Consider the following 12,403-nt stretch of genomic DNA (forward strand, 5'->3'; position numbering starts at 1 on the left):
GAACTCAGCTCGAAGACGACGTCGGCTTGTTGCGCCACGACGACCCGAGGCCGCCCAGCAGCGCCGCGAGCGGCTGCTTCGATTGCTGCTTCTGCGGCGCGGCGTTCGCGGGCTTGTCTTCCACCTTGCTGCGCGCGCTCGCCGAAGGCTCGTAGGGCTTCAGGAAAAAGTCGTCGATCGGCTGCGAACGATGGTGATGCGGGCGCTCGAACGAGGCCGCGCGGCGGTGCGTGCCGCGCTCGCCACGTTCACCGCGGCCTTCGCGGCTTTCATAGCCGTCGCGCTCGCGCCGCCGGCCGCCACCCTCGTGATGCGCCACCGGCACGTCGACCACGAGGCGCTCCACGGTCAGCGGGCGCTTGATGAGCTTCTCGATATCGGCGAGCTGCTTCTTCTCGTTCGGGCTGCACAGCGACAGCGCGTCACCCGAGGCGCCTGCACGGCCGGTGCGGCCGATCCGGTGCACGTAGTCTTCGGCGTTGAACGGCAGGTCGAAGTTGATGACGGCGGGCAGTTCGGCAATATCGAGGCCGCGCGCGGCCACGTCGGTCGCCACGAGCGCTTCGATTTCGCCGCGCTTGAAGGCGTCGAGCGCCTGCATGCGCTCGCTCTGCGTGCGGTCGCCGTGGATCGCGGCCGCGACGATGCCCTGCTTTTCGATCTGGCGCGCAAGACGGCTCGCGCCGATCTTGCTGTTGCAGAACACGATCACCTGCTTCAGGCCCCGCTCGCGGATCAGTTGAACGACCGCGCCGGTCTTGTCGCCCTCGGCGACTTCGTACACCACCTGGGTGACATTGGTCGCGGTGGAATTGCTGCGCGCCACCTCGATGGTCTGCGGCGTGCGCAGATAGGTCGCGGCAAGCTTCTTGATCTCGCCCGAGAACGTGGCCGAGAACAGCAGCGTCTGGCGCTCCTTCGGCAGCAGGTTCAGGATGCGCTGCAGGTCGGGCAGAAAGCCCATGTCGAGCATGCGGTCGGCTTCGTCGAGCACGAGCATCTGCACCTGACCGAGGCTCGTGGTCTTCTGCTGCACGTGGTCGAGCAGGCGGCCAGGCGTCGCGATCAGGATTTCCACGCCGCGGCGCAGCCCGTCGGACTGCGGATTCATGTCGACGCCGCCGAACACCACCGCGCTGCGCAGCGGCGTGTGCTGCGCGTAGGTGCGCACGTTGTTGGCGACCTGGTCGGCCAGCTCGCGCGTCGGTGTGAGAATCAGCGCGCGCACGGGATGCCGTGCGGGCGACGCGCTCGTGCTCGCCAACGGCAAGAGGCGTTGCAGGATCGGCAGCGAGAAACCCGCCGTCTTGCCCGTGCCAGTCTGCGCTGCAGCCAGCACGTCGCGGCCCGTGAGCACCACGGGAATCGCCTCCGCCTGGATCGGCGTGGGCGTCGTGTAGCCCTGCTCCTTGATGGCCCGGAGGATTTCGGGGGCCAGACCAAACTGGTCAAAGTTCGCAATGCTGGGCGTGACGGCTGTGTCGGACATGGTGGCTTCGCTATAAAGGCGCTATTCGCGCAAGGCGCGGAAGCGCCTCAAATGGTCACTGCTGGGCATTGCAGGTCGATGCAAAGGCGCCGGACAACACGTCAGGCGCCCTCCTGCGACGGGCGGAACACACGCCCGCGAGGGCTTCCCGGCAAACGGATGGCCCGGGATGGCCCGTGGGACGACGAGACAATCTGCCGGGGACGGGGCGCTGGCTGCATCGCCGCGCTCGCTCGGGTTCAACCCAGCCAGACTCGCTCGATTCCAGATGGTTCCGGCGCCGTCCTCGTCTCTTGACGCGCGTGCGCACCGGATATGTCAAAACGGCTCGATCGACCGTTCAGGCCGATCCAGCAAGCCTCGGGGCGGCTTGCTGCGTGCTTGCTGCCCGCTTGCTGCGTGCCTGCTGCCGGCGTTCTGCCCCCCTCTGCGGCAGGCGCAAAGGGCCGAAAGGCCGGTATTGTAGCACCTTGGCATAAATCCCTATGGCAGCGGGCCATGCGTTCTGCAACATGGCGCACGGGAAATCCCCGCGCGCCATGCGGCGCAGAATCGCACCCTTTTTTCGCCAGCCCGCTGCACCCTGCTCACCACGTCTCGCGCATCACCATCAGCCGCAGTTCGGTCATATCCTCGATCGCGTAGCGCACGCCCTCGCGCCCGAGGCCCGAGTCCTTCACGCCGCCGTACGGCATGTTATCGACGCGAAATGACGGAATGTCGTTGATCACCACGCCGCCCACGTCGAGCCCGTCCCACGCGCGATGCGCGTTGGCGAGCGAATCCGTGAAGACGCCCGCCTGCAGGCCGAAATCGCTGTCGTTGACGATGTCGAGCGCTTTGCCGAAGTCGTCGAAACGCTCGAGGATCGCGACCGGCCCGAACGCCTCCTTGCGGTAGAGGTCGGTGTCGCGGCGCACGTCTTCGAGCAGCGTGGCCTCGAACATCGCGCCGTCCACCTTGCCGCCCGCGACGATCTTCGCCCCCGCGAGCACCGCGCTCTCCATCCAGCCCGCCAGACGCTTCGACTCGGACTCCGAGATCATCGGCCCGACGAAGGTTGTCTCGTCCTTCGGGTCGCCCATCTTGAGCGTCTTGACCTTGGCGATGAGCTTGTCGCGCAGCGTCTCGTAGATCGACGCGTGCACGAGAATGCGCTGCACGCCGATGCAGCTCTGCCCCGACTGGTAGTACGCGCCGAACGCCAGCCGGTCGACGACGTAGTCGAGCTTGCCGCCCTGATCGCCGTCGACGATAGCCGCCGCATTGCCGCCCAGCTCCAGCACCACCTTCTTCTTGCCGGCCTTCTTCTTGAGGTCCCAGCCCACCGCGGGCGAGCCCGTGAACGAAAGCAGCTTGAAGCGCTCGTCGGTGGTGAAGAGGTCGGCACCGTCGCGGTGCGCGGGCAGGATCGAGAACGCGCCCTTGGGCAGGTCGGTTTCCGCCAGCACCTCGCCGATGATGAGCGCCCCCACCGGCGTGCGGCTCGCGGGCTTCAGCACGAACGGCACGCCCGCGGCGAGCGCCGGCGCGACCTTGTGCGCCGCCAGATTGAGCGGGAAATTGAACGGCGAGATGAACGAGCACGGTCCGATCGGCACACGCTTCACGTAGCCGTGATAGCCCTTCGCGCGCGCCGAAATCTCGAGATTGACGATCTCGCCGTCGATGCGCACGCTCTCTTCGGCGGCCACGCGGAACGTGTCGATCAGGCGCGTGGCCTCGCCGCGCGAGTCGTTGATCGGCTTGCCCGCCTCGATGCACAGCGCCATCGCCAGCTCATCGAAGCGCTCGCGAAAGCGCGCCACGCAATGATCGATCACGGCCTGGCGCTTGTATGGCGGGAACGCACGCATGGCGGGCATGGCGGCTTCGGCCGCCGCAATGGCCTGGTCGATCGCCTTCGCGTCGGCGAGCGCGACGCGCGTGGCGACTTCGCCGCTGTATTTGTCGGTGACCTCGAGGTCGGTATTGGCGGCAACGGCCTCGTTGGCCAGATAGTACGGATAAGTCGGTTTGAGCATGACGGGTTCTCCGTAAGTGCGGCGTCAAAGCTGCGCGCTCAGGCGCTTGATGTCGCGATTGAGCACGCGCTCGTTGTCCGAATAGTCGATGGGCACGTCGATCACATGCACGCCCGGCTGCGCGAGGCACTGCTCGACGAGCGGCTTGAGTTCGTCCGCCGAGCCCACGCGATGGCCATGCGCGCCATAGCTCTGCGCATAGTCGACGAAATCGGGGTTCTGCAGCGTCATCCCGTAATCGGGGAAATTCATGTTTTCCTGCTTCCAGCGGATCATGCCGAACGCGTCGTCGCGCAACAGCAGCACGACGAGATCGAGCTTCAGGCGCACCGCCGTCTCCAGTTCCTGCGAATTCATCATGAAGCCGCCGTCGCCGCAGACCGCCACGACCTTGCGTTGCGGATGCACGATCTTCGTGGCGATGGCCGAGGGCAGCCCCGCGCCCATCGAGGCGAGCGCGTTGTCGAGCAGGATCGAGTTGGGCTCACGTGCGCGGTAGTAGCGCGCGAACCAGATCTTGTACATGCCGTTGTCGAGGCACAGGATGCCGTCGTCGGGCATCGCGCCGTACACGTCGTGCACGAGCCGCACCGGGTACATGGGAAAGCGCTCGTCGTGCTGCCCTTTGGCGAGATGCGCCTCGAAATGGCGCTTGATCTCCTCGAAGCGCGCGAAGTCCCACGCGTGCTCGCGCGGTTTCAGGCTCTCCTTGAGCTGCCACACGGCGTTGGCGATGTCGCCCACCACCTCGATCTGCGGGAAATACACGGGGTCGACTTCCGCGCCGAGAAAATTCACGTGGATGACGGTTTTTTCTTCCGCGCTGCGCATGAAGAACGGCGGCTTTTCGATCACGTCGTGGCCGACGTTGATGATGCAGTCGGCGTGCTCGATCGCGCGGTGAACGAAGTCGCCGTCCGAAAGCGTGGCGTTGCCGAGCCACAGCGGATGCGACTCGTCGATCACGCCCTTGCCCATCTGCGTGGTGAAAAACGGGATGCCGGTTTCGTCGACGAATTCGCGCAGCACGTTGCGCGTGGTCTTGCGATTGCCCCCCGCGCCGATCATGAGAAGCGGATGGCGCGCCTTGCAGATCGCCCCGACCGCGTGCGCGACGGCCTTTTCCTCGGCCACGGGCCGGCGGCTGAAGCTCTTGGGAATGGGCTTGCCGTCGCCCTCTTCGTCGGCCACGTCTTCGGGCAGCTCGAGATGCACGGCGCCGGGCCGCTCCTGCTCGGCCTGGCGAAACGCCTCGCGCACGAGCGCCGGAATGTTGCCGATGGAGACGATCTGACGCGCGTACTTGGTGAGCGGCTCCATCATGCGCACCACGTCGACGATCTGGAAGTGGCCCTGCTTGCTCGACTTGATGGGCTTCTGGCCCGTGACCATCAGCATGGGCATGCCGCCGAGCTGCGCGTAGGCCGCGGCCGTCACGAAGTTGGTGGCGCCGGGTCCGAGCGTGGCCAGACACACGCCGGTGCGGCCCGTCAGCCGTCCGTAAGTGGCGGCCATGAAGCCCGCGGCCTGCTCGTGGCGCGTGACGATCAGACGAATCTTCGAGCGCCGCAGCGATTCGAGCAGATCGAGGTTCTCTTCCCCTGGAATACCGAACACATACTCGACGCCTTCTGCTTCGAGCGCCTTCACGAACAGATCCGATGCTTTCATCGACCACCTCGCTGGCAAGAGCGTGGCCGGCGCGCGGGCGGCAGCCGGCCTTCGCGAACAGGCCGTCAGGTTACTACCGCGAGGCGCAATGCGTCGTGAAGCGTGCGTTCGGCGTCAGCGCATGAGCGTCGCGCAGCCCGAGAGCACCGGCTTCGAACTCGCGTCGGAGGTGACGTCGTAGAGATCGGCGCCGGGTCCCTTGGTCCACCACGTGTAGCGGTCGGCGACGTACTTCACGCCCGAAGCCGCGATCACGCCGACGAAAAGGAGCTTGCGGCCTTTCACCGGCACGAGCGCGAAGCTCTGGCCGTTGGCCGCGTTCAGATAGGTGACCTTGAAGGTCTTGCTGTTGGCGCAGGTGTAGCTGAACGTGTGGCGCGACTGCACCTGGATGTCACGCACTTCGAGCGGGGCCGCCGCGTTCGCCGCGCTCACGTGGAGCGCGGCGGCGAGACCGCACGCTGCCGCCAACCGGATTGCACCGCTTCGAGCATCGATCATCGTGTTCTCCGTGGGTTGCGTTGGCGCCGCGCTATACGCTCACTGCGCGCTCACTGCGCGCTCACTGCGCGCTCACTGCGCAGCGTCGCCCGGCACGGGGCGCACCGCCGCAGCCGCTTCGCGAGCGCGCGAGCGGGCCTCGTCGGTGTCGGCGCCCGTGGCGAGCGCGACACCCATGCGGCGCTTCACGAAGCTCTCGGGCTTGCCGAACAGGCGCAGGTCCGCGCCCGGCACGGCCAGCGCCTGCGCCACGCCTTCGAATGCGATGCCGCGTGCGTCCATGCCGCCGTAGATCACGGCCGAGGCGCCCGGACCGCGCGCCGTCGTATCGACGGGCAGGCCGAGAATCGCGCGCGCATGCAGTTCGAACTCGGAGAAGCGCTGCGACGCGAGCGTGACGAGCCCCGTGTCGTGCGGGCGCGGGCTCACTTCCGAGAACCACACCTCGTCGCCGCGCACGAACAGCTCGACGCCGAAGAGACCGCGGCCGCCCAGCGCCTCGGTCACCTTGTGCGAGATTTCGCGCGAGCGCTCGAGCGCCTTCGCGCTCATCGGCTGCGGCTGCCACGATTCGACGTAGTCGCCGTCCACCTGGAGGTGGCCGATCGGATCGCAGAAATAGGTTTGCACCTGGCCGCTCGCCGGGTCGATGGCGCGCACGGTGAGCTGCGTGATTTCATAGTCGAAGTTGATGAAGCCCTCGACGATCACGCGACCGCGATTCACGCGGCCGCCCGCGAGCGCATAGTCCCAGGCGCGCTCGACATCGGCGTCGCTGCGCACGACCGATTGCCCCTTGCCCGACGACGACATCACCGGCTTCACCACGCACGGATAGCCGACCTTGGCGACGCCCGCCTTCAGCTCGTCGAGCGAGTCGGCGAACGCGTAAGGCGAGGTGGCGAGGCCGAGCTCCTCGGCGGCGAGGCGGCGAATGCCCTCGCGGTTCATCGTGAGCTGCGCGGCGCGCGCGGTGGGGATCACCTCGGCGACACCCTCGGCCTCGACGGCGGCGAGCGCGTCGGTGGCGATCGCTTCGATTTCGGGCACGACGAGATGCGGGCGTTCGGCGTCGATGAGCGCGCGCAGCGCCTTGGGATCGGCCATGTCGATCACGTGCGCGCGATGCGCGACCTGATGGCCGGGCGCGTTTTCGTAACGATCGACGGCGATCACCTCAACGCCGAGACGTTGCAGCGCGATGATCACTTCCTTGCCAAGCTCGCCCGCGCCGAGCAGCATGACACGGGTGGCGGAAGCGGAAAGCGGCGTGCCGATGCGGGGGCGGGTTTGCATGATGTCTCCAGAATGGCGGTATGGCGCAAATGCGTAAGAGCGCCGATGTTAACACGCGGCCCTGCCGCGGCGCGGCGCTTTGGCGCGTCGGCGGCCGCCCGCTTCCAGCACGGCGCACGCACGTTTGCGCTCGCATGCTGCAGCGCGGTGCGTTACGCTTACGCCTTCGTCGATTACGAGGAACGATGCGATGCCTATTAGCCAGACGGCGAGCCAGACGCCGATCCAGGCACCGAGCCAGAGCCCGCGCATGAATATGCGCCCGCGCTTGCGCCCTGCCCGAGGCGAATTCGCGCGAAAGCTGGCCTCGCGCACGGCGATGCTCGCTGCGGCCCTGCTGGTGTGCGCGTGCAAGCTGCCCGTGCACACGGACGCCTCCGCGCCGCTGCCCGATCCGTTCAACCCCGCCACGACGCAGCTGCTCGACAACACGCACTGGCAGCTCGTGGAGTGGAAGCGCGCCGACGGCACGATGCGCGCCCTGGCGGGCGGCCACGCCGATGCCGGTAACACCGAAAACCCCGACGCTCGCCCCATTACGCTCGACCTCTCGACCGAGAGCGGCCAGCGCCGCGCAAGCGGCTTTTCGGGCTGCAACCGCTATTTCGGCGCCTATACGCTCAAGAACGGCCTGCTCTCGTTCGGCCAGCTCGGCGGCACGCGCATGGCGTGCATCGGCGCGGGCGGCGATATCGAGGGCGCTTATCTGGAAGCGCTCTCGCATATCGCGCGCTCCGGCGTGCAGATGCGCCATCCGCAATCGCTCTTTCTCGTGCTCGAAAACGGCGACCGCCTGACGTTCGCCGAGCAGGGCGCCGAACCGGGCACGGGCCCGGCCGCGACGCCCGGCGCCGCCTCCGACGCCAAACCGGCGCAGTGAACGCTGCGCGCATGAGCCGCCGCGCCCTTGCCCGGCGCGGCGCTTTTTTTGTTGCGCGCGAACCAAACCGGCGCGCGCCGGGTCATTGGCGTGTCAGGCGCGCAACGCCTGCCATGCCGCACGCAACACCGCCCTCAAGTGGATGGCGGCGCGCAGGGGCCGAGCGGTTACACTCCACACGTCGCACACCTTCTCTACGTACATCTTCGGCATGCACACGGTAGTTCCTGGCTGGTTCGGCGTTTCGGCCGTCTGGTTCATCCCCCTGATCTGGCGTCTCGTCAAGTCCGTGCTGCCGGGCGGCGCGGGCCTGCGCGGCCCTGGCACGATCCGCCTATGGCTCGGCTTCGTCGGCGTGCTCCTCGCGAGCTGCGTGCTCGAGGCGACGCTCATCGACATCGCCGGGTTCAACGCATTCGGCCACGCGCTTTCGGGCGGGCTCGGCAAGCTCATCGGCCACGTGGCCGCGCCGCTCGCGATGACGGCGCTTCTCCTCGTGAGCTTGCCGTGGCTGCTCGACTTCCATTGGCGCGAATTCCTCGCGTGGGCGGATATTTCGCTCGGACTCGGCCTGAACATCCGCGCCGCGCGTGACACTGACGACAGCCCGCGCCGCGAACGCCGCAGCCGCCGCGCCGCAGCCGAAGAGGGACTGCCCGCACATAGCGCCGCTACCTTCAATCCGCCGATGCCTGGCGACGGCGCGCGGCGCAAACGACCGACGATCTGGCGCCCGCCGGCGCGTGACGCGCGCGAGGCTGGCGCAGCGTCGGCCGCTGCCACCGCACAGGACGCGTTTGCCGATGCTGGGGCGTGGCGCGCCGAACCGGGCTTCCGTGGTCCCGCCGATCCCGCCGCGGCGTGGGCGCGCACCGAACCGACCGCGACCGCCGACTGGCTGCGCGGCACGCGTGCGCCGGGGCAAACGCCGCCTGCGGGTGCGTCGCGAGCCCCGATGGAGCCGCCGCGCGCGCCGTTGCAGCCAGCAGCCGCGCCGCTCGGCGACGGGCGCCGCCAGCCGGTGCGCGGTGCGAGCGCAGTGCAGGACGTGGCGCCTGCGCAAGGGGTGCAGGGCCTCCCTGCGCAGCCGAATGCCCCGTGGCGGACGCAGACGCCTCAAACGCGACCGGCCATGGCCGCCGCGATGACGGGCGCGGCAGCGCGCACGGCTTCGTCTTCCGCGGTGGTGCATGGTGCGCCGCTCGCGGCCGGTGCCGCCGCAGCCGCCGCCGCCGCGCGCAGTGCCGCGTTCGGCACGACACCGCCACCGCCCGATCCGCTGACTTCGCCGTTCGCACAACCCGTCATGCCGCGCCGCACGGCGCCGCCGCCTGCGGCAGGCAGCACGGCCGCGCGCGCCGCGGCCGCCGCACCGCCGCGCGTCGCGAAGCCACCAAAACCCTACGTCTGGCAAGGGCAGCCCGCGCGCGTGAACCCTCGCCCGCCCATGAGTGCGCCGCGCACGGCGCCGTTCGGCACGCATCCAGCCGAAACGCCGCCCGCGACGCCCGCCTACTCGCGCCTCGCGCCCACCAGCGCACCGCAGGCGCAGGCGCCGCTCTCGACGAGCGTGCTCGAAACATTGCGCTCGATCGAAGAGAACGCCGCGCGCTGGACCACCCTCGCCGGCGCGAGCCTCGCACGCCGCACCCTGGACGAAGCGGGTACGCTCGCGGGCGAGGAACACACGCACGCGCAATTCTCGAGCGCATCGCCGGACATCGCGACGGCGGCGCTGCCGGTGATGCCTTCGGCCGCGTCGCTGGAAACGACGTCCGCTCCGGTCGCGCTGTCGGACGGTGACTACCGTTCGCCAAACCCGGCCGGGCAATCGTTCGTGGAAATGCACGCCTCGCCGCAACCGGGCGACACGACGCCGGGCGCGACGCCCGCTGCCCCCTACCCTGCCGCGCCTCAGAACGCGGCATCGTCCGAGCCGAATTCCGCCAGCGTCGGCTACATGGCTGCGCCGACTGCCTGGCAACCGATTGCTGAGCACGTGGACGAAGCCACGCACGGCGCCTCGAACGAGGCGACGCGCATCGAGCCGGTGCAAGCTGCGGCGGAGGAAGCCGCAACGCCTTCGGCGTGGCCGACACTGGATCACGGCATGCCGTGGATCCTGCTCGACGACGAACCGTCGGCTGCCGCCCCCGCCGAGACGCACACCGCCGAACCGTTCTTCACGTTCAGCCCGTCGACGGTGCAGGAGCAGGTGCGAGCGCCTGCGCCCGCAGCGGTTTCTCCGGCTGTGGCACCGGCGCCAGTGTCAGTGCCCGCAGCGACGCAAACGCCGGTCGCGGCAGAGGCGCAGGCCGAGCAACCCGCTCCGACCGAAGCGCACGCTGCGCACGAAGCACACGACCCGCTCGACACAGCGGCCGCGTCGAACATCGTGCACTCCCCCCGCATCGCTCGCGAGACGCAGCCCGACGCCGCCGCGACGCCTGCACATGTCGCGCCGACCGTTACGCATGCGGCTCCCGCGACGCCGTTCGACACAGCGCCTTCGCCGGTGGCAGAGCAGAAGGCGAGCGAGTCTTTCGCGCCCGTCGCGCACAGCGAATCCGCCAGCGTCGATGCATACCCCGCGTCGATGGATGAAGCGCAAGGGGTTGCGAACGAAACGGCTGAAGCGTTGCCGGCACCTGACGCGCCGGCAACTCAAGCAACGCCTTTTGACGCGACGCCCCTGTCCGCAGTGCAAGCGCCGGCACCTGCACCCGCAGCAACGCCGCCGTGGGTTGCCGAAACGCCGAAGCAAAGCTGTCCTGCACCGGCCGAGGCCACGCTCACGCCGACTCCCTCGCAGCCCGCGACGCCGGTTGCCACCCCGATCGCGGCGCCCTACCCCGCCATCGCGACCGAACCCGGCGCGGCGAGCCCCGACTTCGAGTCCGCACACGAAGCAATCGAAGCCATAGAAGCCCCCGAGGCGGTCGAAGCTCCCGAGCCCGCAGTCCAGCGCGCTCCCGTGCGCGGCCACGCGCCCACGTCCTTCGTGTTCGAGCCGCTCAGCGCATCGGCGGTCGAACTGCCGGGGCTCGATCTGCTCGAGCGAGCATCGTCCGAGATCGAGCCCGTCTCCGAGCAGAAGCTCGCCGAAACGAGCCAGCTCATCGAGCAGCGTCTTCAGGAGTTCAAGGTCCCCGTGACCGTGGTCGGCGCCTCGGCGGGCCCGGTCATCACGCGCTTCGAAGTGGAACCCGCGCTCGGCGTGCGCGGCAGCCAGATCGTCGGCTTGATGAAGGATCTCTCGCGCGGCCTCGGCCTCACGTCGATCCGCGTGGTCGAAACGATTCCCGGCAAGACCTGCATGGGCCTCGAATTGCCGAACGCCCGCCGCCAGATGATCCGCCTCTCGGAAATCCTCGAATCGGCGCCGTACCACCGCTCGCAGTCGAAGCTCACGATCGCGATGGGCAAGGACATCGTCGGCCATCCGATCGTCACCGATCTCGCCAAGGCGCCGCACATGCTCGTGGCGGGCACGACCGGTTCGGGCAAGTCGGTCGCGATCAACGCGATGATCCTCTCGCTCCTCTACAAGGCGACACCCGAGGACGTGCGGCTCATCATGATCGACCCGAAGATGCTCGAGCTTTCCGTGTACGAAGGCATTCCGCATCTGCTCGCGCCGGTCGTGACCGACATGAAGCTCGCCGCCAACGCGCTCAACTGGTGCGTGGGCGAGATGGAGAAGCGCTACCGGCTGATGTCGGCGGTGGGCGTGCGCAATCTCGCGGGCTTCAACCAGAAGATCCGCGACGCGCAAGCCCAGGAAAAGAAGATCGGCAACCCGTTCTCGCTCACGCCCGAAGCCCCCGAGCCGCTCTCGCCGCTGCCGATGATCGTGGTCGTGATCGACGAGCTCGCCGACCTCATGATGGTTGCGGGCAAGAAGATCGAAGAATTGATCGCGCGTCTCGCACAGAAGGCGCGCGCCGCCGGCATCCACCTGATTCTCGCGACGCAGCGTCCTTCGGTGGACGTCATCACGGGTCTCATCAAGGCGAATATACCGACGCGGGTGGCGTTCCAGGTGTCGTCGAAGATCGACTCGCGCACGATTCTCGACCAGATGGGCGCCGAGTCGCTGCTCGGCCAGGGCGACATGCTGTTCCTGCCGCCGGGCACGGGCTACCCGCAGCGCGTGCACGGCGCGTTCGTCGCCGACGAGGAAGTGCACGCGGTCGTGGAGTATCTGAAGCAGTTCGGCGAGCCCGAGTACGTCGAAGGCATTCTCGACGGCCCGGCGGCCGAAGGCGCGCCGCAGGACCTGTTCGGCGACTCGCCCGACGCCGAAGCCGATCCGCTCTACGACGAGGCCGTCGCATTCGTCGTGCGCACGCGGCGCGCGTCGATCTCGTCGGTGCAGCGGCAACTGCGCATCGGCTACAACCGCGCCGCGCGACTGGTCGAGCAGATGGAAACCGCGGGACTCGTTTCGCCGATGGGCATCAACGGCAGCCGCGAAGTGCTCGTGCCGGGCGGCGGCCAGGGCGAATAAGCAAGAAGGCGCGCCTCGCGCCTTCTTTCGTC

Annotated in this window: 7 protein-coding genes; 2 read left to right on the forward strand and 5 right to left on the reverse strand. The window is 68.4% G+C overall.

Translation table 11 applies throughout. The annotated features are described in order from the left end of the window. Positions 1 to 4: 4 nt before the first annotated feature. The 5 genes from BFD71_RS16210 to purT form a co-directional block, all read right to left on the reverse strand. The gene (locus BFD71_RS16210; RefSeq protein WP_069265345.1) at positions 5 to 1,489 is read right to left on the reverse strand and encodes a DEAD/DEAH box helicase; all 1,485 of its coding nucleotides are present in this window, start codon (positions 1,487 to 1,489) and stop codon (positions 5 to 7) included. A 587-nt stretch (positions 1,490 to 2,076) separates the two neighbouring features. Further along, positions 2,077 to 3,513 (reverse strand): aldehyde dehydrogenase family protein, encoded by a 1,437-nt coding sequence (locus BFD71_RS16215; RefSeq protein WP_069265346.1) that lies wholly within the window; start codon positions 3,511 to 3,513, stop codon positions 2,077 to 2,079. A gap of 24 nt (positions 3,514 to 3,537) precedes the next feature. Continuing rightward, positions 3,538 to 5,184 (reverse strand): acetolactate synthase large subunit, encoded by a 1,647-nt coding sequence (locus BFD71_RS16220; protein WP_069265347.1) that lies wholly within the window; start codon positions 5,182 to 5,184, stop codon positions 3,538 to 3,540. Between the two features lie 114 nt (positions 5,185 to 5,298). Beyond that, a complete protein-coding gene (locus BFD71_RS16225; RefSeq protein ID WP_069265348.1) occupies positions 5,299 to 5,685 on the reverse strand; it encodes an MliC family protein in 387 nt (128 codons plus the stop codon). Positions 5,686 to 5,757: 72 nt separating this feature from the next. Next, entirely contained in the window at positions 5,758 to 6,981 is a 1,224-nt protein-coding gene (gene purT / locus BFD71_RS16230; RefSeq protein ID WP_069265349.1) for a formate-dependent phosphoribosylglycinamide formyltransferase, read from the reverse strand. A 256-nt stretch (positions 6,982 to 7,237) separates the two neighbouring features. Between purT and BFD71_RS16240 the strand changes: the two genes are divergently transcribed. Together BFD71_RS16240 and BFD71_RS16245 are read left to right on the forward strand one after the other, a co-directional pair. Continuing rightward, on the forward strand, positions 7,238 to 7,861 hold the full coding sequence (locus BFD71_RS16240) for an META domain-containing protein (protein WP_069265500.1): 624 nt from the start codon (positions 7,238 to 7,240) through the stop codon (positions 7,859 to 7,861). Between the two features lie 211 nt (positions 7,862 to 8,072). Beyond that, positions 8,073 to 12,371 carry a DNA translocase FtsK gene (locus tag BFD71_RS16245; RefSeq protein WP_069265351.1) on the forward strand — a complete coding sequence of 1,433 codons (4,299 nt, stop codon included), beginning with the start codon at positions 8,073 to 8,075 and terminating at the stop codon, positions 12,369 to 12,371. Positions 12,372 to 12,403 lie beyond the last annotated feature (32 nt).

Source organism: Paraburkholderia nodosa, assembly GCF_001718195.1.
Classification (GTDB): Bacteria; Pseudomonadota; Gammaproteobacteria; order Burkholderiales; family Burkholderiaceae; genus Paraburkholderia; species Paraburkholderia nodosa_A.

Excerpts from the sequence above, each read along its gene's own strand:
- BFD71_RS16220 (WP_069265347.1), bottom strand. The coding sequence starts at position 5,184 with ATGAAAGCATCGGATCTGTTCGTGAAGGCGCTCGAAGCAGAAGGCGTC.
- BFD71_RS16210 (WP_069265345.1), bottom strand. The coding sequence starts at position 1,489 with ATGTCCGACACAGCCGTCACGCCCAGCATTGCGAACTTTGACCAGTTT.
- BFD71_RS16225 (WP_069265348.1), bottom strand. The coding sequence starts at position 5,685 with ATGATCGATGCTCGAAGCGGTGCAATCCGGTTGGCGGCAGCGTGCGGT.
- BFD71_RS16215 (WP_069265346.1), bottom strand. The coding sequence starts at position 3,513 with ATGCTCAAACCGACTTATCCGTACTATCTGGCCAACGAGGCCGTTGCC.
- purT (WP_069265349.1), bottom strand. The coding sequence starts at position 6,981 with ATGCAAACCCGCCCCCGCATCGGCACGCCGCTTTCCGCTTCCGCCACC.
- BFD71_RS16245 (WP_069265351.1), top strand. The coding sequence starts at position 8,073 with ATGCACACGGTAGTTCCTGGCTGGTTCGGCGTTTCGGCCGTCTGGTTC.
- BFD71_RS16240 (WP_069265500.1), top strand. The coding sequence starts at position 7,238 with ATGCGCCCGCGCTTGCGCCCTGCCCGAGGCGAATTCGCGCGAAAGCTG.